This window comes from Roseobacter insulae (assembly GCF_019375555.1).
In the GTDB taxonomy this organism is placed as follows: Bacteria; Pseudomonadota; Alphaproteobacteria; order Rhodobacterales; family Rhodobacteraceae; genus Roseobacter; species Roseobacter insulae.
Genome location: NZ_JAHXDN010000003.1, coordinates 515,206 through 539,585, shown reverse-complemented (window position 1 = coordinate 539,585; position 24,380 = coordinate 515,206). Strand labels below are relative to the sequence as shown.

General features: G+C 58.9%; 22 protein-coding genes and 1 tRNA gene. 8 read left to right on the top strand and 15 right to left on the bottom strand.

Annotation, left to right across the window (positions count from 1 at the left end):
* Positions 1 to 18: 18 nt before the first annotated feature.
* Both KX928_RS14100 and KX928_RS14095 read right to left on the bottom strand, forming a co-directional pair.
* Positions 19 to 321: a hypothetical protein gene (locus KX928_RS14100; RefSeq protein ID WP_219503710.1), complete on the bottom strand. Its 303-nt coding sequence runs from the start codon at positions 319 to 321 to the stop codon at positions 19 to 21.
* Between the two features lie 109 nt (positions 322 to 430).
* Positions 431 to 2,113, bottom strand: coding sequence for a hypothetical protein (locus KX928_RS14095; RefSeq protein ID WP_219503708.1), 1,683 nt, complete (start codon positions 2,111 to 2,113; stop codon positions 431 to 433).
* A 178-nt stretch (positions 2,114 to 2,291) separates the two neighbouring features.
* Here KX928_RS14095 and KX928_RS14090 point away from each other — a divergent pair, with 178 nt between their 5' ends.
* Positions 2,292 to 3,329: a radical SAM protein gene (locus KX928_RS14090; RefSeq protein ID WP_219503706.1), complete on the top strand. Its 1,038-nt coding sequence runs from the start codon at positions 2,292 to 2,294 to the stop codon at positions 3,327 to 3,329.
* Positions 3,330 to 3,366: 37 nt separating this feature from the next.
* Here the strand turns inward: KX928_RS14090 and KX928_RS14085 are convergent, their stop codons facing one another.
* The gene (locus KX928_RS14085) at positions 3,367 to 4,338 is read right to left on the bottom strand and encodes a UDP-glucuronic acid decarboxylase family protein (protein WP_219503703.1); all 972 of its coding nucleotides are present in this window, start codon (positions 4,336 to 4,338) and stop codon (positions 3,367 to 3,369) included.
* Positions 4,339 to 4,915: 577 nt separating this feature from the next.
* Between KX928_RS14085 and KX928_RS14080 the strand changes: the two genes are divergently transcribed.
* Positions 4,916 to 6,349, top strand: coding sequence for a lipopolysaccharide biosynthesis protein (locus KX928_RS14080; RefSeq protein ID WP_219503699.1), 1,434 nt, complete (start codon positions 4,916 to 4,918; stop codon positions 6,347 to 6,349).
* 51 nt (positions 6,350 to 6,400) lie between these two features.
* Here KX928_RS14080 and KX928_RS14075 read toward each other — a convergent pair whose 3' ends face one another.
* Entirely contained in the window at positions 6,401 to 7,369 is a 969-nt protein-coding gene (locus tag KX928_RS14075; protein ID WP_219503697.1) for a hypothetical protein, read from the bottom strand.
* A gap of 116 nt (positions 7,370 to 7,485) precedes the next feature.
* Here KX928_RS14075 and KX928_RS14070 point away from each other — a divergent pair, with 116 nt between their 5' ends.
* Positions 7,486 to 8,355: a glycosyltransferase gene (locus KX928_RS14070; RefSeq protein ID WP_219503695.1), complete on the top strand. Its 870-nt coding sequence runs from the start codon at positions 7,486 to 7,488 to the stop codon at positions 8,353 to 8,355.
* A gap of 8 nt (positions 8,356 to 8,363) precedes the next feature.
* Here KX928_RS14070 and KX928_RS14065 read toward each other — a convergent pair whose 3' ends face one another.
* Entirely contained in the window at positions 8,364 to 9,326 is a 963-nt protein-coding gene (locus KX928_RS14065; RefSeq protein ID WP_219503679.1) for a glycosyltransferase family 2 protein, read from the bottom strand.
* A gap of 322 nt (positions 9,327 to 9,648) precedes the next feature.
* Between KX928_RS14065 and KX928_RS14060 the strand changes: the two genes are divergently transcribed.
* The 4 genes from KX928_RS14060 to KX928_RS14045 all read left to right on the top strand — a co-directional run bounded on the left by KX928_RS14060 (position 9,649) and on the right by KX928_RS14045 (position 15,279).
* Complete coding sequence (locus KX928_RS14060; RefSeq protein ID WP_219503676.1) at positions 9,649 to 11,088, top strand: NAD(P)/FAD-dependent oxidoreductase; 1,440 nt, start codon at positions 9,649 to 9,651, stop codon at positions 11,086 to 11,088.
* A 30-nt stretch (positions 11,089 to 11,118) separates the two neighbouring features.
* Entirely contained in the window at positions 11,119 to 12,543 is a 1,425-nt protein-coding gene (locus KX928_RS14055; protein ID WP_219503672.1) for a hypothetical protein, read from the top strand.
* A gap of 96 nt (positions 12,544 to 12,639) precedes the next feature.
* Positions 12,640 to 14,202, top strand: coding sequence for an FAD-dependent oxidoreductase (locus tag KX928_RS14050; RefSeq protein WP_219503669.1), 1,563 nt, complete (start codon positions 12,640 to 12,642; stop codon positions 14,200 to 14,202).
* A 66-nt stretch (positions 14,203 to 14,268) separates the two neighbouring features.
* Entirely contained in the window at positions 14,269 to 15,279 is a 1,011-nt protein-coding gene (locus tag KX928_RS14045) for a hypothetical protein (protein ID WP_219503666.1), read from the top strand.
* A 24-nt stretch (positions 15,280 to 15,303) separates the two neighbouring features.
* Here the strand turns inward: KX928_RS14045 and KX928_RS14040 are convergent, their stop codons facing one another.
* Entirely contained in the window at positions 15,304 to 16,512 is a 1,209-nt protein-coding gene (locus KX928_RS14040) for a hypothetical protein (RefSeq protein ID WP_219503663.1), read from the bottom strand.
* A gap of 56 nt (positions 16,513 to 16,568) precedes the next feature.
* On the opposite strand from KX928_RS14040, the gene KX928_RS14035 reads away from it, so the two are divergent.
* A complete protein-coding gene (locus KX928_RS14035; protein ID WP_219503661.1) occupies positions 16,569 to 17,552 on the top strand; it encodes a hypothetical protein in 984 nt (327 codons plus the stop codon).
* On the opposite strand, the gene KX928_RS14030 is transcribed toward KX928_RS14035, so the two are convergent.
* The 9 genes from KX928_RS14030 to sufC form a co-directional block, all read right to left on the bottom strand.
* Positions 17,549 to 18,313, bottom strand: coding sequence for a class I SAM-dependent methyltransferase (locus tag KX928_RS14030; RefSeq protein WP_219503659.1), 765 nt, complete (start codon positions 18,311 to 18,313; stop codon positions 17,549 to 17,551). The genes KX928_RS14035 and KX928_RS14030 overlap by 4 nt on opposite strands.
* A gap of 181 nt (positions 18,314 to 18,494) precedes the next feature.
* Positions 18,495 to 19,259: a formyl transferase gene (locus tag KX928_RS14025; RefSeq protein ID WP_219503656.1), complete on the bottom strand. Its 765-nt coding sequence runs from the start codon at positions 19,257 to 19,259 to the stop codon at positions 18,495 to 18,497.
* Positions 19,260 to 19,397: 138 nt separating this feature from the next.
* Positions 19,398 to 19,474 (bottom strand) — tRNA-Arg (locus tag KX928_RS14020).
* Between the two features lie 59 nt (positions 19,475 to 19,533).
* Positions 19,534 to 20,013 (bottom strand): hypothetical protein, encoded by a 480-nt coding sequence (locus KX928_RS14015; RefSeq protein ID WP_219503654.1) that lies wholly within the window; start codon positions 20,011 to 20,013, stop codon positions 19,534 to 19,536.
* A 27-nt stretch (positions 20,014 to 20,040) separates the two neighbouring features.
* Positions 20,041 to 21,261 (bottom strand): cysteine desulfurase, encoded by a 1,221-nt coding sequence (locus tag KX928_RS14010; protein WP_219503651.1) that lies wholly within the window; start codon positions 21,259 to 21,261, stop codon positions 20,041 to 20,043.
* Entirely contained in the window at positions 21,254 to 21,847 is a 594-nt protein-coding gene (locus KX928_RS14005) for a YIP1 family protein (protein ID WP_219503649.1), read from the bottom strand. Before KX928_RS14005 ends, KX928_RS14010 begins: the two co-directional genes overlap by 8 nt.
* Positions 21,844 to 22,329, bottom strand: coding sequence for a YIP1 family protein (locus tag KX928_RS14000; RefSeq protein ID WP_219503646.1), 486 nt, complete (start codon positions 22,327 to 22,329; stop codon positions 21,844 to 21,846). Before KX928_RS14000 ends, KX928_RS14005 begins: the two co-directional genes overlap by 4 nt.
* Positions 22,329 to 23,609 (bottom strand): Fe-S cluster assembly protein SufD, encoded by a 1,281-nt coding sequence (gene sufD / locus KX928_RS13995; protein ID WP_219503643.1) that lies wholly within the window; start codon positions 23,607 to 23,609, stop codon positions 22,329 to 22,331. Before sufD ends, KX928_RS14000 begins: the two co-directional genes overlap by 1 nt.
* Positions 23,609 to 24,364, bottom strand: coding sequence for a Fe-S cluster assembly ATPase SufC (gene sufC, locus KX928_RS13990; RefSeq protein WP_219503641.1), 756 nt, complete (start codon positions 24,362 to 24,364; stop codon positions 23,609 to 23,611). Before sufC ends, sufD begins: the two co-directional genes overlap by 1 nt.
* Positions 24,365 to 24,380: the final 16 nt, after the last annotated feature.

Sequence of the window (24,380 nt, the reverse complement as noted above, 5' to 3'; positions counted from 1 at the left end):
GGGGGTATCCCTGTTGTCTCAGTAAATGACAGGATCAGGGACAGAACGCGGCGCGGTCTGGCCGGGCGCAGCATTGAAGGTAGTCAGGGCACCGCGTTTCGCATCGTCGACAAAAGTTCGAAGTTCAACTGCCAGCGGGTCATTCCCGGCCGTCAGCTTGGGGTTGGCCTGAACATAGCTGTACAATCCCCGCCAATCCTTGCCGTCGATCAGGCTTTCGATGGCCCGCAACTCATCGATTGTGACATTGTCCTGTGCATTGCCGGTTGAGCCCACCAGAATGAGCACCGTCACGATCGCGATTAGCTTGTTACCCGCCACAATTATTTCCGACCCAAAACAGAAAAACAATAAATTGTCGTGTCATGAAAACCGCTCCCCCTGCGGCATAGCGATAGTAGCATAAACGGCCACCGCAGATCAAACGAGACTACGGCTGGGCCGATCCGAGGTGCTCGCCCCGCCGCAAGCTGTTGATCAATCGGTTTTTCAGCTCCGCTTTCAGATTGGCGCGGCGCTGAGAAACAGATTGTGACGTGCGTTTCTGCTTGGCGACACCTGTGCGCGTTCCGGCCAGCCAGATTTCGATACGTCCCGAAGGAGACGAAATTCTTTCGCGGGTAAAATCCCGCGCCTTGCCGCCGACTTCGGCAGCGACTGCACGTGCGACGGTTTCATCCGCGCGGGTGTAGTACCGGACATGGGTCTTCGACACCTTGAAATTCACACGATTGGTCGAGGCGAGTGGAAATCCGGTGGTTTCCAGCACCTTGAGGCGTTCTGCCAGTTCGGTGTTCGTGACGCTGCTGGGGGCATAGGTGACAAGCGCGATGCTCTTGGCTTTGTCTCCTGAGAAGCCCAGCTTGCTCGCCAGATCGGGGACACGCAGCACTGGCCCGCTTATCGCTGGCAACGGGTTTGCCGTGGCCGGGCGCGCCAGCAGCGATACAGGCGGGAGGGCGTCGGGCGACGGTTCGATCGCTGCGAGGCGTAGCGCGGTCGATGGTGCGCTGACATCAACCGCGGCCCAGCCCTCGATCACTGCCGAGAACAACGGCACGATCACCGGGTCGTTTTCTACCTCAGACGGACGGTGTCCCGCCGCGCTTCTGAAAAGCGCCGGTATCGTCATCCGGGTGGGCTGACCGTCGGTGGCGGAGACTGCGGTCACTCTCGATTTGTCGGGGTCCGGGGAGGTCAGATCGCCCAGCGAACTGAGCAGATGAACCGGGCTGAGCTCAAAGATCACCGGCAGAGAATCCAGATCATCGCTCTGACTCACGCTCAGCATCGGCGTGATCAGGCCGCGCGTGGGGTTTTCAAATGACACCGTGATCGGCGCAATGGAGGCATCCGGTTGAAGGGCCGCCGTCACCGCCTTGCCGATCGTGTTGAGCCGCGGGCCGGGTGACAGCACCGCGCCTGGCGCCGTGTCCGGCACCGGCGCAGCGGCCAGCAAGGGCAGCGCAGGAGGCGTCGGGAGTGTCTGCCTATGCGCCAGTTGCGCCATCGACAGGGCTGCAGTGGCGGGCAGCGCCGCTGCCAACGTCAGGTCGATCTGATCAGCCACATCGGGCGCCTGCTGCGACAGAAGGCGTTGCCCGGGGTTGCCGATACGGTCGGCCACATCCGACAGCGTCACCCAACCCAGCCCCATGACCGCGCCAAGGCTCAGCACCATGCCGAATCCCAATCCGAAAAAACAGGCAAAGCCAATCGCAGCAACCCGCGACAGTGAAAGCCCCGATTTCTGGGGAACCGCTGTTCTGGCCTGAGACCCGTTGCCCTGAGGTGCGAGCAAGGCAAAGCGGGCGGATTTACGTGCCCCGGCGACATCCGGTGTGACGCTCTCGGGCGGCTGCTGCGGCGTGCCTGCCCCCTTCTGATAGACGGGCGCACCAAATCCGTCTTCGCCATCCATAAACCGGGGGCGTTTCACGATTGGTTTCTTGTCTGACTTGCCTTTTGCGGCCAATACTTTTTCGCGTTCGATCCGCGCGGCGGCAAGCCTTTCCTCCAAGTCCGATTGCAAAGTGGCCCGCTCTGCCGCTGTGGGGGCACCTTGTCTGTTCTTCGGTTCTTCGGTTTTGTCTTGCTCGGTCAATTCCGACATTCCCACAGCCCTTCCGGGTTGCTTTCCAAACTGGTGATCAAACGAATCTTTCGAAATTTAGGTTAGTTTTATATAAAATCGTCGGTTTTGCAAAGCCGGATCGGGCGTTTGTCAGCGCACGCTGCGGGCAGATTCCGATAGGGCTTGGCCGGCTTGTCGCGCCCATGTAGGCTGTCGCATGACGCGGAGGTTCCGGGTGGTATTCCCGGTGGCGCGCGGCTTTTATGATCGGAAAATCACGATGGACGGCGTCCAGCACACCACGGAACCCTATACGCGGATTGATCACAGCAACCCGCAGCATGCGCGTACCGTTCTGGTGGACTGGATGCTTGGGAATGCATGCAGCTACGCTTGCAGCTACTGTCCAAAGGCCCTGCACGACGGCACAATTCGCTGGCAGAAGACGGAAGATGTGCTCACCCTCTACCACCAGATGAAAAGCCATTACGCGCAGGAGCGGAACAAGCTGGTGTGGCTTCAGTTTACCGGCGGTGAACCCACCATGCATCCGCGGATCATCGACCTGCTCAAAGAGGCATCGGCGCTGGGGTTCCGGGTCAGCCTGATCAGCAATGCCTCTCGGACTGTTCGTTTCTGGCATAAAATCAGGGACTATCTCGATAGTGTCATCCTGACCTATCACAATGAATTCGCGACGCTGGATCATTTCATCGACGTGGGACAATTGCTGGTCGAGCAGATGAATGTCCACATTAACGTAACAATGCACCCGGAGCGGTTCGAGCGTACCTACGACGAAGCCAGGGCGTTGCGCGCGGCCTTGCCCAAGGCGACGATTACCTTGAAACCGCTGCGGGTCGGGTTTGAATCCGAGCTTTACGACTATTCGGACGCGCAACTGCGCATCCTGGGGAAAGGGGTTCCTTCCTCGGTCCGGTCCGATGGCATCACGCCCCGCTCGACGATGCAGGCGACCACCGCAACCGGGGCATGCGATACGTTACGCGCGAACGACTTCATCCTGCAGGACATCAACCGCTGGCAAGGCTACCAATGTAACATTGGGCTGGAATCCCTGCGCATCAAAGGCTCAGGCGAAGTGTTGCGCGCGGTTTGCGGCGTTGGCGGGCGGATTGGCCAGCTTGGGGGTGAAATTGCCCTGCCGACGCAGGCCATCCAGTGCACCAAACCGTCTTGCGCCTGCGTGGCCGATATTCTGACAACGAAGGCCAAGCCCGTGACCGCGGCCTGAAACACCGACGAAGGCGCATCCCGCCGACATTCCGGCGTCAGATCGCATGTTGCTCCGCAAGCTCTTTCTGGAAGTAGGCCACGGTCCGGCGCAATCCGGCATCCAGCTTGATTTTGGGCGACCAGCCCAACAGGTCCTTGGCTTTCGAGATATCAGGTTTTCGCTGCATCGGGTCGTCCTCGGGCGTTGGCTTGAACACGATCTCTGACTGGCTGCCGGTCAGTCTGAGAACCTCCTCTGCCAGTTCGCGGATCGAAAATTCGCCGGGATTGCCAAGATTGACCGGCCCGGTGATGTCGGAATCGCTCTCCATCAGCCGAATAAACCCATCTACCAGATCGTCGACATAACAGAAGGATCGGGTCTGCTGGCCCTCGCCGAAAATCGTGATCGGTGTGCCTTTGAGCGCCTGCACGATAAAGTTGGACACCACGCGCCCGTCAGACAGGTGCATCCTGGGGCCATAGGTGTTGAAGATCCGCGCGATCTTGATTTCCAGCTGATGCTGGCGGAAGTAATCCATGAACAGGGTTTCTGCCGCGCGTTTGCCTTCGTCATAGCAGGAGCGGATGCCGATGGGATTCACATTGCCCCAGTACCCTTCGACCTGAGGGTGCACAATCGGGTCGCCGTAGACCTCGCTGGTTGACGCCTGAAAGATGCGACATTTCAACCGCTTGGCGAGGCCCAGCATGTTGATCGCACCGACAACGCTCGTCTTGATCGTCTGCACCGGGTCGTGCTGATAATGGATCGGCGATGCCGGGCAGGCGAGGTTGTAAATCTCATCGACCTCGACGTAGAGCGGAAAGGTTACATCATGGCGCATGAACTCAAACCGGGGGTGACCGTTCAGGTGATCGATATTGGCCTTGGTGCCGGTGAACAGATTGTCGACACACAGGATTTCATGCCCCTGCTCGATCAGCCGGTCGATCAGATGAGAGCCCAGAAAGCCTGCGCCGCCGGTTACAAGTATTTTTTTCCGGCTGCCGTATAGTCGTGCCATTTGGATGTCCTGCTGTTTATCAGTCTAATGAAATTGGAATCTGGAAAGGTCTATTCGATTGAAATTAGCCGCATTTTGATCATCTTGAACAGGTTGATACAGAAAATACATACCACCCGGCGACATTTGTTCGACATCGATTGGGCATTTTTTTGCCGCTGGCAATCGCATACGATGGATGTTGAGGGTCTGTTGCGCTGACGACAGGATGCGTAAGGCGCCATGACGTCCAGGGCGCTGAACCCGTGACAATTGTACTTTGAAGATGACTTGGACCAGATCCTAACGTCCACCAAACAGTGAAGGCTTTTCAGGATGCTCCCTTTTCACCGCCGCAGGCGCACAGGCACCGGAAGCGCGCGCCCTCGGGTGCCGGGGTATGGGGTGCCTCACACGCGCCACATGACGTTAAGAGCAATGCCATTTCTTCCAATGCGTTGCATGCGCTCAATGGGTTTCCTCCAAACATGCACAAGCGGATGACGCTTTTTCGGTTCCCGTGGCCCCCTGCCCGCCCCGTCCGGCACCGGCGCGCCACGTCCCCACGCCTGAGCGCTGATCGGCGAGGCCGTGCTGCATGAGCCGTCAGGGGAAAAGGGACACGCTGGGACGGGGCACCATTTTTGGAACGCTGGCAGAGGCGCTGGCGCTGCCGGCAGGTCTGATCAGCGCGGCATTCCTGACCCGAAACCTCGGATTGGAGCTTTACGGCTTGATCGGGGTCGTCATGGCAGCCGTCGGACCGGTGTCCTTCATCGCGGCCAGCGTCTTTGGTATGCGGGCCGGTGTCAAAATCATGGCGGACGCGGATGATCCGAAGGCGGCGGCAAGCGCCATTTTGCGTGCAAGCCTCGTTATCGGCTTCGTCGGCATGGTGGGGTTTATCCTGGCCGCCCCGCTGATCGCAGGCATCCTCAAGCAGCCGGATATCGTGACGGGGCTGCGGATCGGGTCCGCGGAAATCCTGTTGTTAACCGTTGCGCGCACCCATAGGGACGCGCTGATCGCAACCGGTACCTTTACCTGGTCCGGCCTTGCGGCAGGCGTTTTCCACATATGCCGGATGATCCTTATCATCCTTCTCGTCGAGCTTGGGTTTGGCATTGAAACCGTGATGTGGGCGATTGCCGGCGCGCGTCTTGCAGAGATCGCCTGGTGCAGGCTGACATTGCCCATTCCCTTGCGGCAACCCTATGATCTGCTCACCCGGCACAATCGCAGCATCGTTGGACCCACGTTTCTCAACGGGCTGTGCCGCAGGATCATGAGTGGGATCGACCTGCTGATGCTGACCGCTCTGGGCGCGACCAATCCGATGATCAGCCTGTATTCGGCGGCCAAAATGCTGGCGTTGATGCCGATGGCGGCGGCACCGGTCTTTAACCCGGGCATCCTGTCCGCGCTGGCGCACGCCCATAAGGACGCGAACGGGGCGCAGGAAAGTGACCTTGTCGAAGGGGCGTGGCGCTTGATATCGGTTCTTTGTGGCTGCAGCCTTCTGGCGATGGGATGCACGAATGCCTTCATGACCGTGGTTTTCGGGGCGGCATTTGGCGACGGGGCGATCCTGCTGAGCCTGTTGTTGCTGGGCGCGGTGGGCGCTTTGTCGATTGATCTGATCTCGGCTGAAATGATCGCAAAGAACAACACCATGCGCCCGCTTTATGTTTCCGCGGGAATGCTTATGATCTCGATACCCGCCTTTTTCGTCGCAGTGCCCCGGTTCGGCGCCGTGGGTGCGGCCGCGGTAAACAGCCTCATTCTGTTCAGCATCGGCATGGGATGGGTGATCATATCAAAGAATGGATTTCTGCTGCGCGGCCAATGGCTGCTGCGCGGCATTCTGAGCGGCGCCGCCGGGGGCCTTGCGGCCTATCTGCTGCGCGATGCGGCCTTCCTGATCGTGCATCTTGTCGTCGGGACACTGGTCATGGTGATCATGTTTTTTGCAACGAAACTGATCGACAAGCCCATACTGATCCGCACGTTACAGCATCTTCGCCCCAGATGAGCCAGATGAGGAGGAGATGGTCATGAGATCTTCCGAGGTGTCGCGGGGCAGCTAGCGGGCGTAGGTTCTTTCGTCGTCCACAAGGTTGGTCCATCTGCGGTATTCCAGTAACGCGTATTTGTTGCGCTGGTCGCAATCGCCCAAGGCATACCCCAGCGCCTCGCCGACGCCGCTGCACAGGAACAGAAAAGCGGTTACGGGCAAACACGCCAGCCGACGCCGGGAAGACAACTGCGAATGCTTCATGATCGGCCATGTTCGCACGATCCGCAAAAAGACAATGGCGGGCCACGCGAGACAGAAGAACGCCCGCCTGGAGGCGGGCCATCCCGCGGACCGGCTGGCGGCAAACATCCATCCGCCGAAGAACTGCAATCTTATCGATGAACTTAGTCTGGAGAAGTTCAGATGTCGGGCGCGAACCCCGTCGGCCAGAAGAAACCGGTGTCCCTTTGCGCGCATGTCGGCCTGCATCACCCATTCGACCTCCAGCATTGCGGCCAGACCGTCGCCGTACTCCATCAGCGATGCACGTTTGTATGAAGAGTTATGTCCGGGCAGGTTCTCCTTTTCGCCGGGTGTCGCGTGGCTGAGCCACGGCCCGTATTCGACGAACAGGTTTGCCCAGCTTGTCAGCGTGTCGGGGTTGGCATTCTCCATGATCGGCCCCACGGCGGTGAAGGGGCCGTCGTGCGCCGCGATAATCCGCTCCGCCCATTGATCGCCGACGGGAAAACAGTGATCTTCGGCAAAAACAACAAGCGGCGTGGTCGCCGCCCGGATCGCATCCGTGCGGGCGCGCGCTGAGGTGCTGAAATCCGCTGGTACCACATGATAGGCGCCAAACGGGTGATCGGGAAAATCCTGCAAGTCTTCGACATATTGCGCCTGAGCGGACACGAGAACCTCCAACCGGTCCGCTGCTTTTTGTGACATCAGATGGGTAAACAGGTGGGCAACGCTCTCCCGACCCTCCGAAGCCACAATAATGACGCTAATTTCAGTTTTTGTTTCAGTCATGACAGGAAAAAGTTTCTCAAAAACTCAGAAGTCTGGCAGATACAGATTGCCCGCGCCACCGATAGCTCAATCACGGTAAGCATGACAGTGTATGTAACGATCGCCAGAGAAAAAACATGATCGCAGCCTCGATAATTGTGCCCAGCTACAACCGGCCTGAGCAATTGCGCGGGTGTCTGGAGGCCCTGGTAGGGCAGATCGGCCCGGCGTATGAAATCATAGTTGTCGATGACGGCTCCGCACAACCCCTCGCGCCGGTCTGTGATCTTTTCGGCGAAAAGCTCCGCTGCATTCGGCAAGAAAACGCCGGGCCTGCCGCAGCGCGCAATACCGGCGCTGCCGCCGCCAGGGGTCGTTTTCTGGCCTTTACAGACGACGATTGCCGCCCGCGCCCGGACTGGCTGCAAAAACTGCATCATGCGCATGGCGGCGATGCGAGTTGCCTTGTCGGCGGTCGGGTGGAAAACGGCCTGCCCGGCGATATCTACGCGTCTGTGAGCCAGGAGCTGTGCGACTATCTCTATGAGTACTTCGGCGCTGCCGAGGGCTCCATGCCGTTTTTCACATCGAACAACCTTGGATGCGACAAGGCGGAGTTCGAAAGACTGGGAGGGTTCGATCAGACTTTTCCGCTGGCGGCGGGCGAAGACCGCGATTTTGGCATGCGGTGGGGCGATACCACGGGGGCGCTCAAATACGCTCCGGATGCCGTTATCGACCATTACCACTCCATGAATTTTGGCAAGTTCTGGCGTCAGCACAGCAACTACGGCGCCGGGGCGCAGCATCTGCACAAGCTGCTTGACCGGCGTGGCATCCTGCGACCGAAACGAGAGCCGCTGAGCTTTTATCTGGGGCTGGTGCTGTGGCCCCTGCGTCAGCACGGGCTGAAGGGACTGGCCTACTCGGTGCTGATGGGGCTGACACAGGTGGCGATGATCAATGGCTACTACAGATCCTCCAGACAGGGGACCCACCCGGTCTGAGCACAGGCTCACCCGCGGTTCGGAAAAAACCTTGCGTAGGCGTACCCACATAGGGCTGCCACGTAATGCGCCGCGTGGTAGGGAATCGCACCAAACGCGAGCCTCGCGCCGCCAATCCTGTGCAATTCCGACAAAAACCTGCGATTTACCGCCAGGAAAGAAACAATCGAGGCGCCGGCGACGATCAGGGCCGACGGCCAGATAACTGCCGCCAAAATGGACACCGCGAAGACCGCGACACTGATGGCGGAGATTTTATGTGCGACAGATGTGTTAAGCTGATTGGCCGGCATGCGGCCTGCGCGAATAAGCTGGGTCCAGGGAACGGCCCGCCCCCAGAGATCGGTCCTGAACATGGAATGCATCGTCCATTCCTTCAAATGCGTGCCCTGGATGGTCGGGTCCAGCAGGATGTGACCGCCCTTCGCCTTCAGCCGCAATCCGAATTCCACGTCCTCGATGTTCTCCCAATCGGAATCAAAGCCCCCCGCCTCCAGAAAAGCCTCTTTGCGCACGGCACCGATCCCGGTCCAGAAGGTCTCCGCGTTCCGGTCAGCCTTCTGATGTACGAAGAAATGCAACAGGTTACGGTATCTGCTGACAATCGAGACATCGGGGGGCGCATCATCGTATGAGCCGATGACTGCCGTCACCGAGGGGTCAGAGAAATGCGCTGCCATCTTGTCCAGCACATCCGGTTTGACAACAACGTCCGCATCCACAAAGAAAACGACGTCAGCCTCCGTGTGTTTTACACCTTCGTTGCGTGCGCGCGCAGGCCGCAGAGCGGTCGGGTTCCGCACGATGTTCACTCCGGCTTGTGACGCAAGGGCACCCGTTTCGTCCGTTGATCCGTCATCCACGACAAGCACCTGGTCGGCCGTGACACCGGTGGACAGCACAGCGGCAAGGCACCGCGGCAGGGTTGATGCGGCCTGATGCGCCGGAATAACGAACGAAACGGAAGGCAAGAGCAAAAAAACCTTATTAACCTTTGGATGTGTGCGGTATTACTAACAGAGCACGTCAAAAATACATCAGCGAATTATCACATGATCGAACCGGAATGGACCCTATGTCAAAACGGAAACCAAATGTGACCACATGAATTGCGTTCATTCGACATCGGTGAGATTGTACGATAGGTCAGCACGCAAAATTATTGACAAACCATCTGGCTCACCATCTGTTTGCCCTATTTGACGCTTAAGTATCTGTGGCGCGGACGTATTTGACAAAGACAGCTTCCCTGCCCCTGCGCGTAGGAAAGATAATTAGTAAGAGGTTTTACACGTGGAACACGTAGTCGTTATTGGTGGTGGTCCGGCGGGACTGACAACTGCCTATGAACTGAAAAAGCTGAACAAGGACATCGAGGTTTCGGTGTTCGAAGCCGACAAGATGGTCGGGGGTATCTCGCGTACCGAGAGCTATAACGGGTTCCGCATCGATATCGGCGGTCACCGCTTTTTCACCAAGGTCGGCGAAGTCGAAGAAATGTGGCGCGACGTCTTGAGCACGGATTTTATCCGGGTGCCAAGAATGAGCCGCATCTATTACAAAAACCGGTTCTTCGACTACCCGCTGCGGATATTCAACGCCTTGTCGAACATCGGCGCTTACGAATCCGTGCGCATCCTGCTCAGCTATCTCAAGTGGCAGGCACGGCCGCACCCGCGCGAGGAGAACTTTGAACAATGGGTGATGAACCGCTTTGGCGGACGGCTCTACATGCATTTCTTTCGCAGCTACACCGAAAAGGTCTGGGGCATTCCCCCCAACCAGATCCGCGCGGACTGGGCCGCCCAGCGAATTAAGAACCTGTCCCTGTCCAAGGCGGTGTGGAACGCGATTTCGGGCGCCAATGACACCGCCAGCCTGATCGAGGAGTTCGACTATCCGCGTCTGGGCCCGGGCATGATGTGGGAACGTACGGCCGAGCTGATTGAAAAAGACGGCGGCAAGGTCACCCTGAATGCGCGTGTGGAAAAGCTGGAGCGTTCCGGCACACGCATCACCGCTGTCGAGGTATCGGGCAGCGATGGCACACATCGGGTCGAAGCGGACCAGTTCGTCAACAGCATGGGGCTGCGTGAATTGATCCAACGCATTGATCCGCCGCCCCCGCAACATGTGCTGGACGCGGCGGCTGACCTTGCCTACCGCGATTTCCTGATTGTCGCGCTGGTCCTGAACTCACCTGATCCCTTCCCGGACAACTGGATTTACGTGCACTCCGGCGACGTGAAGGTCGGTCGCATTCAAAACTTCCGCGCGTGGTCGGCGGAAATGGTGCCAAATGACACGCAAGCGTCGATCGGCATGGAATATTTCTGTCAGCAAGGCGACGAGTTCTGGGACATGAAGGACGAGGATCTGATCGCCCAGGCCTCGCTGGAACTGGAACGCATTGGATTGGCCAAGGCCGATATGGTCGTGGACGCCCACATCATCCGACAGCCCAAGGCCTATCCGGTCTACGACACCAAGTACAAGGATGCCGTAGACGTGATCTCGGAGTGGATCAACAGCCTTGAGAACCTGCAGACCGTTGGCCGCAACGGGTTGCACCGGTACAATAATCAGGACCATTCCATGCTGACGGGGATGTTGGCGGCGCGGAATATTCTGGGTGAAGACAATGATCTTTGGTCCGTGAATGTCGAGCGGTCCTACCACGAAGAATTCCAGCATGAGGAAAAGGAAGAGTTCGAAGCGTCAAAGGCGTCCTGATCTGGTGTGTCCGGTGAACGGGAAACAACCATGAAGACAAAAACGGACGCAGCGCCGCTGTTCTCGTTGGGTGGGGTTTTTGTGGCGTTCTGCGTGGCGGTGCTGTTGTGCTGGCCGAATTTTGTCACCGGCGGCATCTTCACCTTTTCCGATACCAGCAGCTATATCCGCGGTGGCGAACGGATCTGGGGTGTCCTGACGGATGCCCTTATGCCCGCTGAGAAAACCGTGGTGTCCGGTGGACAGACGCCGCAAGCCGCACCCTCGTCGCTGTCGGTCGATGCCAAGGGAGGCAGCACGGTCGGCCGGTCGTTCGTCTACTCGCTCTTCAGCTACGTGTTGCTCAAACTCTCGGGGCCGACCGGCATCGCCCTGGCGCAGGGAACGATCATTGTGGTGACCTTCTTGGCTCTGGTGGACCGTGCAGCGTTACAATCGCGCCGCATCATGCTGGCAGGTGCCGGTGTCGTTGTCGTTTTGACGACTTTGCCGTGGCATGCCGTCTACCTGATGCCGGATGTCTTTGGCAGCGTGATCATCATCTTCGGGGCAATTCTGGTTTCCACGTTCAACGATTTGTCGACGTTGCAGAAAACCGGGCTGACCGTGCTTGCCGCCGCAGCGACCGCCACGCATTACGGCAACGTGCCCCTGATGGCCGGTGTCGGCTTCAGCGGGTTGTTCTGGTTGCTCCTGACGCGGCGGTTGCGGCTTTCGGCGGTGATTGCGGTGGTCTGCGCCGTGTCCTTCTCTCCGGTGGTGAATGTTGCAGCCAGCAGCATGTTTTTGAAAACACCAAGTGCCGCCCCGATGCGCCTGCCGATCCTTCTTGCCCGGTCGCTGGCCGATGGTCCGGCCAACTGGTATCTGGAGGCGGAGTGCGAGACCTCCCATTTCGCGATGTGCGAGGCTTTTGGCGACAATGTGCCGGATTCCATCCGCGATCTTCTTTGGGCAAAGGATGGGGTGCAATCGCTGTCGCCTGAGCTTGTCAGTCGCATTCGGGCTGAAGAATTCGAACTGCTGCAGCAGGTTTTCCTGCGCTATCCGGTCGAGCAGACGGCGTCGCTGTCCAGAAACACGCTGAAACAGCTCGTGACTTTCGGGACAGGGTTGGTCTTCAGCTCTGACGGGCTTGATGCGCGCTTCCGCCCGATCAAACCATCCGACCCGTTCGGCAATGACCTGCGCCGCGCTGCCGAGCCGGTGGTGATCTTCGTTGCGGGCACGTCGTTTCTGGCGTTGCTGGCGCTGGCGCTGACCGGCAAACTGACCCGGTCGCAGCGCCGGATGTTTGTAGCGATTTGCTATGGGTTGTTCTTCAACGCGGCAGTTTTCGGAGGGCTGTCGGCCCCGGTTGATCGATACCAGGCGCGGATCATGTGGATTGTCCCCGCATTTCTGGTCGTGGTGATCGCTCATCTCAATACCGCGCGGCGGGATCAGTCTGCATGATCGAGGTTTTGGCAGTTGCGCTGGTATGTCCGGCCAGCTTCGAGACCCGCGCGCATGCGGTGGTTTTCCTGTCCACGGAACGAGCCGGTGCCCCTCATGCTGGTTGATGCACGAACTCTTTCGGAAGGTGACATCCCTTTTGCGGATGTATGCATTGTGGGCGCAGGCGCGGCTGGCCTCAGCCTTGCCACGCAACTTGCCGCCAAAAAGAGGACGGTGGTGCTGATCGAAAGTGGCGGTCTGACGCCGTCACAGGAGGCCGATACGCTCAATCAGGGCACCTCCAATCATGCCGCCTACCCTTTCACCGACTCGCGCGCCCGGATCTTTGGCGGCACCACCACGAAATGGACAGGCGCATGCGTGCCGCTGGAGCCGGAGGATTTTGAAAAACGAGCCTGGCTTCCCCACAGTGGCTGGCCCATCGGTGCTGACGAGCTGAAAGATTACTATCCGCAAGCCGCGCATCTTTTTGGCTATTCCGAAGACCTAAGCATTGGCGCGGAAGTTGACGCCTCACCCTATAACCAACCGCCGTTTCAGGCATTGCCGGTGTATTACAGCAACCCGCTGTCATTCGGGGAGATGTTCAAAAGGGACGTGGAGAAGGCTGACAACCTTCACGCGATACTAAATGCCACCGTCACCGAAATTCACCTGAAGAAAGACGCGCAATGCATTGATAAAATATCTGTTATGTTACGACCGGGCTCTGTCATCGACGTCAGGGCGCGGCATTTTGTGCTGGCTTCCGGCGGGTTGGAAAACGCGCGGCTGATGCTGGCGTCAAGTCGGCTTCCCGGCCAATCTGCGCTGAACAAATCGGACACCGTGGGGCGCTTTCACATGGAGCACCCGATGAGGACAGTGGGTGTGCTGGACTTTTCCGGCAGACCGCCTCCCTCGCGCATTTTCACCAATCCACAGCGTACGGGCTCGACAACCGCGCAGGGAACCTTTGGCCTCTCCGCCACGTGCCGTGAGCACAACAGGCTTTTGAACCTGCATATTCGTACGTACCGATATCACCCTCTGGAAGATGAGCCGACGATCATCGACGGCAAGTCACTGGTCCATTCGCGTGGCGGGCGCCTGTCCCCGTTCCTTGATTTCGCGCGCAAACACAGGATGCGGATCGGATCGCAAGCGGTGCCCTATCTCGTCTGGCATGGAATGAACAAGACCGTTCCCGCCGTCCCGATCAAAAGCCTGCGGTTCACGGCCTTTCTGGAGCAGGAACCCGACCGCGAAAATCGCCTTACCCTGTCAAACCAGAAAGACGCATTGGGTCAGGCCCTGCCCCACCTGCACTTTACCGAAAGCGCGTTCCTGCGGGACAGCGTGATGCGGTCCATGTCCTTGATGGCCAAGGCATTTTCGACCGCCGGTATCGGCAAGTTGCGCTACAGAGCGGAAGAGATCGCACATCTGGCGCATTACGACGGGTACGGATTGCATCACATGGGATCCACGCGCATGTCCGATGATACGCGCACAGGCGTCGTTGACCGGAACTCTACGGTGCACGGCATCCCGAACTTGCACATCGCGGGCAGTTCGGTGTTTCCAACCGGTGGTGCGGCGAACCCGACGCTTACGATCGTTGCCCTTTCATTGCGCCTGGGAGATCACTTGTGTAGCCTTCTGACCAGGAAATAATGATAGCGGCACCGTCTTTCGGTCTCGCTAAAAGCCCTTTTTTGACGATTAGATTGGACCACCCGTATGACCAAGTCCTGCAAAATCACCTTCGTAATGATTACCGATACCACCTACGAGGTATGCCGCCGCAGCCTGAGTTACTTGCTTGCTCAATCCGCGCTTAAGGATATTGAAGTCATCATCGCCGGGCCATCGTTGGACACGATCAACGCCGATCACGGCGAGCTGGCGCAATTCGGCGCCTATCAGGTGATAGAAGTTGGTGACTTGCGGTCAACGGGCCATGGGTTATCGGAAGCCGTCAAAGCCGCGACAACACCGCTTGTCGCCTACATCGAAGAACACGGGTTTTCGCAATCCAACCTTGCGGAAGTGCTGATCAAGGAGTTTTACACCCACAAGCGGAGGGTCATCGGATGGGGTATGAAGCCTGCCAATCCCGGGTTGGTCGCCTGGGCGCACATTTATCTGCAGTTCGGACAGGTGGTCGCACCGATGCAGGCAGGTCCCACGAAACGCATTGGTGGTCATCATGCCGCCTATGAGCGAGAGCTGCTGTTGAGCTACGGCGATGATCTGGAGGCCGCGCTGGCGGACGAATCCGCGCTCCATGGCCATTTGGTGAGCCGTGGTATTGAGATTTTCATGACCGGTGAAACGGTTTCAGGTCACGGGCAGGTTTCGGATCTGCGCAGCCTGGTTGTGCTGGAATTCTTGGGTCAAAGATCCTACGCGACAACACGCGTCAGGCTCATGGAATGGTCCATGGCCAACCGCATTGTCTACACTCTTGGCGCGCCGATCATCCCGTTCCTGCGCTGCATACGCAGTGTGCACCACATTCGCAGATCGGGACGCGGCAGGCAGCTTTTGCCGCAAGTCATCGTGCCGATGCTGATTGCCGCCTGCGCCGGGGCTTGCGGGGAGGCGGTCGGATACATCCTTGGTGCCGGTAAGGACACGCTGACGCGGCGACTGGATATCGAGCTTGATCGCTTTTCATATGTAAACCAGAAGGACCGTGACTTGGGATACGCGCAGCAAACCGCACATTCCGATCCGGAAAAATCGTAACCCGGACTTGCTACGCCGGGATGCCTAAAACGCGGTGGCACCGGATGCTTTGCCTGACGGGTCAAGCTGGTGCAGGCGCTTCTTCCGCAGCCACGCCAGAACTGCCCAGACCGCCCGACGCCACGGGTGTAAATGTGCAGTGAACACAACCTCGTACTGCGCGTGGATCGCGGCGCCGCGCAGTTTTTTGAATTCCATCGCGCCGCCACCCCAGTCCAGCAGAAGGCCCGTTTCCTCTGCAACCGCAAGATCGGTGGCGGCAACGCGCTCATACAGGCTGTGATCCGGGTGATCGGCATCGGCATCCGGTTCTTCGGCGCCGAAAGTTGACCAGTGAATGAACTTGTCATCCAGCCGCTGGAGATTAAACGCTGCAATCTGGTCTGTCGTCTCTTGTGGCCATGCTTGCCAGCGAAATTCCCCGCAGTCGAATGTCAGATCAAAGAAGGCCGGAGTATAGACGGGGTTGAGCCCGGAATGTCGTTCGATATTGCTGTGCCGGTAGAGCTGGCAAATGCGCTCAACTTGCGCGCGGGTTTCTGCGTGGGACATCAACTGCCCTGCCGTGTCGATGTAGTGGCGTCGCGCGACATTGCGGGCATAGCGCTTCTTTTTGTTCTTCGCACCCGACAGCTTATCCTGTGGGTCGATGATGTTTACCAGGCGTGTGGGTACGAAGACACCGCCCGCCGCTTTCAGCGCCGTGGCACGTTCCGCCTCGAGGCTTGGTTTGATGTCCTGCAGCACAATTGCATGGGTCGGGTAGCGTTGGCCCAGACAGGCGATCACTTCGGGCCACAAAGACGGGGGAACGTCCGGCTCGGGGGAACCGCTCATTAGCCAGTGGTTGAGCAAAACAACCCGATCCAGCTTTCCCGCTTTTAAAAACAGGCTGAGCGGCGACAGCAAGATCCGCAGCAAAAGCCCGCTAAGGTAGGCCGAGTTGCGTGAAATCTCGTCGATGGGATAGCGGATGTGGTGGGCGAAAGGAGACAGGATGGAGGCCTTGCCAGCGCCGCCGTCTGACACGAGCACAGGCAGCACCGTCTGGCCGACACGCAGGATTTCGGCGGCCACGCCTTGTGCGTTCTCAACAAAGTGGGGCGGCCCTGCTCGCGCAACTTCGGACAGGTAGCGCCTGATCCCTGCGGGAGTGTTGTCGGGCCATTGATCGGGCTGCACGGGGTCAATAACCTTGACGGGATCGGTGGTGCTGTCATTTAGATGCCCCATGCTGTCCTCCCGTCCCGTTACTGAACAAAACACCAATGAAACGCAGGGAAAAGTCAATGGCGCAACAGACTGAGCGTTCGGCTGAGCACATTTTGCCACTTTTGGCAAAGGGTGATTTCGGCCTGATCCTGACCGAGCCGGTGCATGCTCTTCTGGCGCGCATGGTGACCAGCGACGCGAATAATCGGCTGATCGCGCGGCTGGCCCGTCTGGCCACACGTCTGCGACCGGGCAAGCAGGCGGCATTGGCGCGGCTTTACGCGGCCCTTCTCGGAGGACGTGCCGCCAACATGCCTGATCCCGCGGAATACGCCACAGATCTGATCGAGGCACAGTTGCTTCAGCGGATGTTCTATGCGCGCCTCGCCAAGGATGCCACTTGGCGGCCGGAGTTCACGGTCAGGGGTGCGGAGCACGTCGCACAGGCGCGGCGCGATAACAGAGGCATCGTTTTCTGGACAATTCCACAGGAGATCACGGCGCTTTTACTGAGGATGACGTGTCACGACAGGCAATGGGATCTGCACCACCTGTCGCACCGGATGCATGGCCAATCCGTCAGCCGTTTGGGGATGGCCGTGTTCAACCGGCGCGACTGCCGGATCGAGGATCATCTTTCCAAACGGATCTGGATGACTGAAGAAACCACAAAACTGGCGCTCACACAGGCGTCCGCGGTTGTGACATCGGGCGGCTGCGTGGGCTTCAGGGGGATCGGATGGTCAAAACGGCCCATGTATTTCCCGTTTTTCGAAGGGCACATTCACCTCGCCTTTGGTGCACCGGTGCTGGCGCGACGGACGGGAGCAACGCTTTTGACAGTTGCCGCGAACAAGACCGACACTGGATTCGAGCTGATGTTCGAGCCCCTTGCTGTCGACAAGTCGCGATCCCTGAACGACGTGGGACAGGACTTCGTAGGCCGACTGGAGAAAGCTGTGGTGCAGTCGCCCGGCCTTTGGCCCGCCAAGTCGCGACAGTGGGCGGCGGGCGCACCCCCGGTACCCTTCGGAGAGCGGACAGTCCCTGCCCGTCCCTAGCTGGCTTTGGCAAGAAGTGCGGTGAAATGCCCGGTCCACCAGCGTGTCGGCAATCGGTCAAGGTGTTCGAAACCGCGCAATACCCGCAACAGCCCGCTCTCCAGCGTCGGCGAGGAGAGTTTTTCGACCATTGCGGCAACCTTGACGGCAAGCACGCGGGGACAGTGCAGGAAAGCCCTGGACGCAACCACCTCGAACCCCGCCGCTTCAACCGCCGCCGTCATTGGCGCGCGCGCCAGCGTGACCCCGCAGTGATAGGGGACAAGTCCGGCTTTCATCAGGAAGGATTCGGGCAGCGCCGCGCGCATCGCAATTTTGGGATTCTGCGGGTTATCCAGCGTGATCAGCAGGCGCCCGCCGAGGGCTGTCACCCTGCGCAACTCCTTCAGCGCGCGGTGGATATCGGCCACATCCTCGAAGTGATCGAGCGTCGATGTGGAGACGACGACGTCGAATGCGCCGTCCTCAAAAGGCATATCCCTGACGTCACAGAGGTGGGACTTCAGCGCGGGGTATTTTTTGCGTGCACCGTCTACCGTGTCCGCGGCGACATCAATGGCGTGAACGTCCGTCGAAAGTGTTTGCAGCTTCGGGTACAGCCCGTCACTGACAGCTTCGTCGAAGAGGTCGGTCTTCAATAGCGCCGTATTGCCCGCCGGTATCCAGTCTTCGATGAGCGCGCGGGTCATCAGATCGCTGTGGTGCCGCCATATCCGGTCGCGCGACTGCTCAATCCAATCCGCGCCGACATCGCTCCACATCTGCGCGTCCCGGCGGTCGGCGGATGAGGCCCCGGGTAAAGACTCGTGCGGTGATTGCGACTGATTGTTCACAGTCCCGTGCCCTTGTTAAAATAATTTGGTTAAAATCTTATCCGGGAGCATACAGGAAATCGGAGGCTGTTGTTAACCTTTTCGAAGGCGGACCCGCAGTCGCGGAATATCACCAGATCCCGCGCAGAATCCCGGCTGTGAGATACCGCCACAAGGTCGGTTCGTGACAGATTGGTGCCGGACGCCCCGCATCGGTTGTGTCGGGTGGTGCGCCTTCAAGATATTGCACGAGCGTTTGGAAAAGCATCGGCAATCCGGCCACGGTCAGAAGCGCGTTGTAGGTGGCAATATTGTCCTCTTCTGCCGGCGCGGTCTTGACCTGCGCAATGATCGGTCCGGTGTCGAGCCCGGCGTCGATCAGGTGGACGGTGGTGCCAAAACCATGCTTTCGCTCGGACAGCAACGCCCAGTAGCCCGTGTGCAGCCCGCGATACCGGGGTGTGAGGCCCGGGTGCAGGTTCACGAAGGGCGCATCTGTGACTGACAGGGTTGTCCGCGAAATCTTGCTGACGCTGAAAACAAAAACCACGTCCGGATCTTGGGCGCGCAGAATGGCTTGCGTGGCGGGGCTGTTCACATCCGGCACATATCGGATCTGGTCTTTGTCCACGGGCGTCAGTGGCAGGCCGGACTGCGTCCATATCTGATCGATGCGCCGTTGATGACGTCTTGTGAGAGAGGACAGCAACGCTCTGAAAGTGACCTGTCCGAAGGCTTTGAGAAGGCCATGACGCCGGATACGGTTGCGCAGGATCACCGAGCGCGCGGCCTTCTGCGGGATGATGAAGGTCGCGGACGGGAAGGCGGTTCTGGTCGCCCGGGCGACCTGGTTGGCCAGGTCTCCCATGCCTATGATGACAACTATTCCAGACACGCGCCCCTGCCCCTCTCACTGCTCCGGTGTAATGGCATATGTGGCGGGCAATTCCAAAGAGCGGATGTTCTGCGCGCCTCAAAGCAACCCGTGACCGCGTACGCGATGAAACGCATTTCAGCAGACAGGCAGCGGAAATGGCGGACCCTAGAGGATTCGAACCTCTGGCCTCTGCCTTCGGAGGGCAGCGCTCTATCCAGCTGAGCTAAGGGTCCACGTCATCGCGGTATAGCGGGACTGAACTACCCTCGCAACGGCAAAACTGCTTGCAGGATCAAGGACCGGTTCGTTTGTGGTAAACGTTGCTGCGGACCACACAGGTTGTCGTGGCCATGCCCATCGTCTGCGCGATGTTTTGTGGCAGATCGACTGTCAGGTCAGCTATCTGGTTAATCTCATCCGGTGCCAGTACGATGATGATGGATTTCGACACCACAGTCAGCGTGCCTACACCGGTCTGCTGGATGTCCTTGTAGATCCCTTCCCAGATATTGGTGGAGATCTTGCTCCAGGCAAAGTTGGGATCGTTGCCGCGCAACGCGACCGGATCAAAGGGTTCGGGAAAGTCGATCTTCTGATCGGCATATCCCGGTCGGGCCTGTTTCATCTGGTCGGCGACCTGCGGCGGGCAGCCGGTCTGCCCGTCATAGATAACCTGCCCCGCCCATATCCCCGACTGCGGTTGAATATCCGCGCATGCGGCATAGGCCGACCCGATCAGCGCGGCACTGAAGATGAAGATTCGATCAAACATACCGAAAGGTTAATGCCAGTATCTCGGTTAGGCAAAGAGATCATGAGCCAATTCCAGCGCATCCACCAGCACGTCAACTTCGGCCTTGGTGTTATAGAGCCCGAAGGATGCGCGGCAGCTTGCCGGTATCCCCATGTGCTCCATCAGGGGGCCGACGCAATGCTGTCCGGCCCGCACCGCGACGCCCTTCTTGTCGAGGATGGTGGAGATATCATGCGCATGTCCGGCCCCGTCCATTGTAAAGCTGAAGATGGCCGCCTTATCCGGCGTGGTGCCCTGCACCTGCAGCCAGTTCAACCCGCCCAGCCGTTGCACCGTGTAGTCGCGCAGGATGTCTTCATGCGCGGCGATGTTCTTCATCCCCAGCGACATCATGTAGTCCAGCGCAACACCCATCCCGATGGTCTGGACGATGCCGGGTGTTCCTGCTTCGAACTTCATCGGGGGATCGTTGTAGGTGACAGTTTCCTTGCTGACCTCCCGGATCATGTCGCCACCACCAATGAAGGGGCGCATTTCCGCCATACGTTCGGATTTGACATAAATCGCACCCGACCCGGATGGTCCGTAGAGTTTATGACCTGTGATGGCATAGAAATCGCAGTCGATGTCGGTGACGTCGACCGGCTGGTGCACGGCGGCCTGCGAGCCGTCGACCAGAACGGGCACACCTTGCGCATGGGCTTGCGCCGTGATGGTTTTCACGTCAACGCGCGTTCCTAACACGTTGGAAAGATGCGATATTGCGACCAGCTTGGTCTTTGGGCCAATTGCATCGATAACCGCCTGCGGGTCGAGATAGCCAGTGCTGTCGACATCGACCCACTTGAGAACAACGTCCTGCCGTTCACGCAGAAAATGCCAGGGCACGATATTGGCATGGTGCTCCATCACGCTCAGAACAATCTCGTCACCGGCTGACATGCGTGGCATGGCCCAGCCGTAAGCCACCATGTTGATGCCCTCGGTCGTCCCTGAATTCAGAACGATCTCGTCTTCGGATCCGGCGTTGAGGAAGGTCGCAACCGTGCCCCGGACGCTTTCATACTTGTCGGTGGCCAGATTAGACAGGAAATGCAGACCTCGGTGCACGTTGGCATATTCGTTGCTGTAGGCATTGGTGATGGCATCGATCACCACCTGCGGCTTTTGCGCGGACGCGCCATTGTCCAGATACACCAGAGGCTTGCCATTCACCTCCCGTTTGAGAATGGGGAAATCGCCGCGGATTTTTTCGACATCATACATTTGCAGGCACTCCGATCGCACTGACGCCGATCATTGATAGAAGCAGAGATACGCCGAGAGACAGCGCCAATGCGGCGGCGAAAACCACGAGAACCGCCTTCAGAAGTGAGTTGAGCTGCAGACCGACGCTGAGGAAGTTCAGAAAGACCCAGATTGTTGCGATGCCCACCAAAAGCACAAGAAAGCCGGTCAGGAAGGGCGTGACCAGAACGCAGATCAGGATCAGGAGCTGGGCCGTTGCGCGCAGCGCCTGCATCCACACAAGCAGCGCAAGCAGATCATTCAGGTCGCCGCTGCCACCTATCGCGCGACCCGTCCAGAAGAGCACGTTCACGGTCAGGACAAAACCGCCCGCCATCGCCAGAAACAGCATGATCGGGTTGGGAAACAGGTCGGTAAAAGGTTCCGGCAACGGCATCACGAAGTTGGTAAGCGTGGACATGATGGTACCGGCAATCGCTACGACAATGGCCGCCATCCAGAGCGCATCGCGCGGCAGCTGCCAGCTCATGATTTCTGCCGCCGCCGCCTTGGGGTCACGCAACGTGAGCAAGGTCAATTGCGGCCAGTCTACTGTTGTCGTCATGTCCGAGGTCTTTCCGCTGCCACCAACCCGCCGATCCAGAACCAGCCAAAGACCACAAACCACACAAGTCCGACAATTTGCAACTCCAGCCCCGGGCCGATGAACCCCGCGACCAATCCGTTCAGCAGCATCAGCGGCGACGATGCCAGCAGCGCCCAGAACAAGGCCAGCCGCGCGCCGTAGTGACTGCCCTGTCCGCGAAAAAGCTTGGCGATCACGTGGGAGGCCGCGGCAAGGCAATAGAGCATCAGAGGCGCGATAAAGACCCAGGCCATCAGCGACGCCCCGAGCAGCATGTTCAGTTCCTGCCCTTCCAGATGCGCCTGACGCGCCAGCTTGGGCATTTGCGCGATGAAGACGATCACGCAACCGGCCATCAGATAGGCCAGGGCACGGTCTTCACGTGGCCCCATGGCGAGAAGGCTGCGCAAAACCCGGCCCGGATTGCGGTAAGTTGCCGAAATGTTGCGCGTGACCGCCATTACCCGCGGTGCCGTTCCAGCCAGGCGGCGAGGCGCTCGTTGATTTCTTCCCGAAGGGTTTCATTTTCAATTTCGTCCACGGCCTCAGCAAGAAACGCCAGCGTCAGCAAGTCCGTTGCCGACGCTTCCGGCACGCCACGAGACCGCAGGTAGAACAGGGCATCCTCGTCGATCGCACCCGAGGTCGACCCGTGAGAGCATGCGACGTCATCGGCGTAGATCTCCAGCTCGGGCTTGGCGAGAAACTGGCTGTCATCATCCAGAAGAAGTGATTGGCTGATCTGGTAACCATCTGTTTTCTGGGCGTCTTTCTTGACGAGAATCTTCCCCTGAAACACGCCGGTCGCACCATTACGCAACACTTTCTTGAACACCTGACGGCTTTCGCATCCCACCGCGTCATGGGTGATGAAAACTGTATCATCATGGTGAAAATCACCGTCCCCGACGCAGGCACCGGCGACATGTGCGATTGCATCGTTGCCGGTCAGTTCGATGACGCATTCATTGCGCGTCATCACACCGTTTGCCGTAAGCGTGAAGGATTTAAAGGTGCTTTCCGTACCGAGGCGCGCAAAGATGTGCGTTGCGGCACGGCGCTCGTGGTCGCGTCCCTGCGCGCGGACATGGTGAAAGACGGCCCCATCGGCCACGTCGACTTCCATCACCTTGTTAAAGCGCGCCGCTGCCGGGCCGTTCTCCAACACGGTCAACTCCGCCCCTTCATCCAGGCGGATAACGTGGTGCAGCATCGCATCGGATGTCTCCGAGCGGTGGTGGTACTGTAGGCTGACGGGTTTCGACACCTTGCCGGTCACATGGATCAGCACCCCGTCCGGTGCAAACGCTGTATTCAGGGCGGCGAGCGGTCGTGCGACCGGCGACTGGCCGCTGGCCTCAAGCTTGCCATACAAGTCCCGCGCCCAGTGAATATCGGCCTGCGTTTCAGCGAGCCGTTCGATGATCAGACCTTCTCCCACCAGATCGTCAGAGGCATCGGCGTCAAAAACGCCATCCACGAATACGATCTGGATGCGCGCCATGTCTCCGAAGATCGGGCCTTCGTCATTGTCAAACAGCGCTGCCGGGACCGGATCGGCCTGGGTCAGCGTATCGGGGCGCGTGTATTTCCAGTACTCGTCCCTGCGGTCGGGCAAGCCGGTGGCGCGCAGCCGGCTCAGCGCATCTGCCCGCGCCGCGTCGGACCAGCCTCCGGTGGGTCGTTCAAGGCGGCTGAGCCGCCCGTCAAGCACGGAGATGTTCGCAGCAGGCTCCGCCATTACGCCACCTCTGCCAGAATATCGCCGTAGCCATTGTTTTCGACCTCGAGCGCCAGTTCAGGCCCCCCCGTTTTCACAATGCGGCCATCCGCCATGATATGCACCACGTCGGGTTTGATATGATCCAGCAGGCGCTGGTAGTGGGTGATCACCAAAAAACCCCGCCCTTCCGAGCGCAGGGCATTGACCCCCTCGGCCACCAGCTTCATGGCATCCACGTCAAGACCTGAATCGGTTTCATCCAGAATGCACATCTTGGGTTCCAGCATCGCCATCTGCATGATTTCATTTCGCTTTTTCTCACCGCCGGAAAATCCAACGTTGACCGGGCGTTTCAGCATCTCGGCGTCGATCTTCAATTCCTTCGCACGTGCCCGGACCGCCTTGAGAAAGTCAGAGGCCGACATCTCCGCTTCGCCACGGGCCTTGCGCTGCGCGTTCACCGCGGTGCGCAGGAAAGTCATGTTGCCCACGCCGGGAATTTCGACCGGGTACTGGAATGCGAGGAACAGGCCGGCCGCGGCGCGCTCTTCCGGCTCCATTTCCAACAGATCCGCACCTTCGAGCGCCGCCTCGCCCTGCGTCACCTCATAACCATCCTTGCCGGACAACACATAAGACAGCGTTGACTTGCCGGAGCCGTTTGGCCCCATGATCGCATGAACCTCTCCGGCGTTGATCTGCAGGTCAACACCCTTGAGGATTTGCTTGTCTTCTTCTTCCAGTTTCACGTGCAGGTTCTTGATGCTCAGCATGTCTTTGTCCTTTTTT

Bases quoted from the DNA above. Each gene is read 5' to 3' on its own strand.
- KX928_RS14095 (WP_219503708.1), bottom strand. From the start codon at position 2,113: ATGTCGGAATTGACCGAGCAAGACAAAACCGAAGAACCGAAGAACAGA.
- KX928_RS14090 (WP_219503706.1), top strand. From the start codon at position 2,292: ATGACGCGGAGGTTCCGGGTGGTATTCCCGGTGGCGCGCGGCTTTTAT.
- KX928_RS14085 (WP_219503703.1), bottom strand. From the start codon at position 4,338: ATGGCACGACTATACGGCAGCCGGAAAAAAATACTTGTAACCGGCGGC.
- KX928_RS14080 (WP_219503699.1), top strand. From the start codon at position 4,916: ATGAGCCGTCAGGGGAAAAGGGACACGCTGGGACGGGGCACCATTTTT.
- KX928_RS14075 (WP_219503697.1), bottom strand. From the start codon at position 7,369: ATGACTGAAACAAAAACTGAAATTAGCGTCATTATTGTGGCTTCGGAG.
- KX928_RS14070 (WP_219503695.1), top strand. From the start codon at position 7,486: ATGATCGCAGCCTCGATAATTGTGCCCAGCTACAACCGGCCTGAGCAA.
- KX928_RS14055 (WP_219503672.1), top strand. From the start codon at position 11,119: ATGAAGACAAAAACGGACGCAGCGCCGCTGTTCTCGTTGGGTGGGGTT.
- KX928_RS14050 (WP_219503669.1), top strand. From the start codon at position 12,640: ATGCTGGTTGATGCACGAACTCTTTCGGAAGGTGACATCCCTTTTGCG.
- KX928_RS14045 (WP_219503666.1), top strand. From the start codon at position 14,269: ATGACCAAGTCCTGCAAAATCACCTTCGTAATGATTACCGATACCACC.
- KX928_RS14040 (WP_219503663.1), bottom strand. From the start codon at position 16,512: ATGGGGCATCTAAATGACAGCACCACCGATCCCGTCAAGGTTATTGAC.
- KX928_RS14035 (WP_219503661.1), top strand. From the start codon at position 16,569: ATGGCGCAACAGACTGAGCGTTCGGCTGAGCACATTTTGCCACTTTTG.
- KX928_RS14030 (WP_219503659.1), bottom strand. From the start codon at position 18,313: ATGTGGAGCGATGTCGGCGCGGATTGGATTGAGCAGTCGCGCGACCGG.
- KX928_RS14015 (WP_219503654.1), bottom strand. From the start codon at position 20,013: ATGTTTGATCGAATCTTCATCTTCAGTGCCGCGCTGATCGGGTCGGCC.
- KX928_RS14010 (WP_219503651.1), bottom strand. From the start codon at position 21,261: ATGTATGATGTCGAAAAAATCCGCGGCGATTTCCCCATTCTCAAACGG.
- KX928_RS14005 (WP_219503649.1), bottom strand. From the start codon at position 21,847: ATGACGACAACAGTAGACTGGCCGCAATTGACCTTGCTCACGTTGCGT.
- KX928_RS14000 (WP_219503646.1), bottom strand. From the start codon at position 22,329: ATGGCGGTCACGCGCAACATTTCGGCAACTTACCGCAATCCGGGCCGG.
- sufD (WP_219503643.1), bottom strand. From the start codon at position 23,609: ATGGCGGAGCCTGCTGCGAACATCTCCGTGCTTGACGGGCGGCTCAGC.
- sufC (WP_219503641.1), bottom strand. From the start codon at position 24,364: ATGCTGAGCATCAAGAACCTGCACGTGAAACTGGAAGAAGAAGACAAG.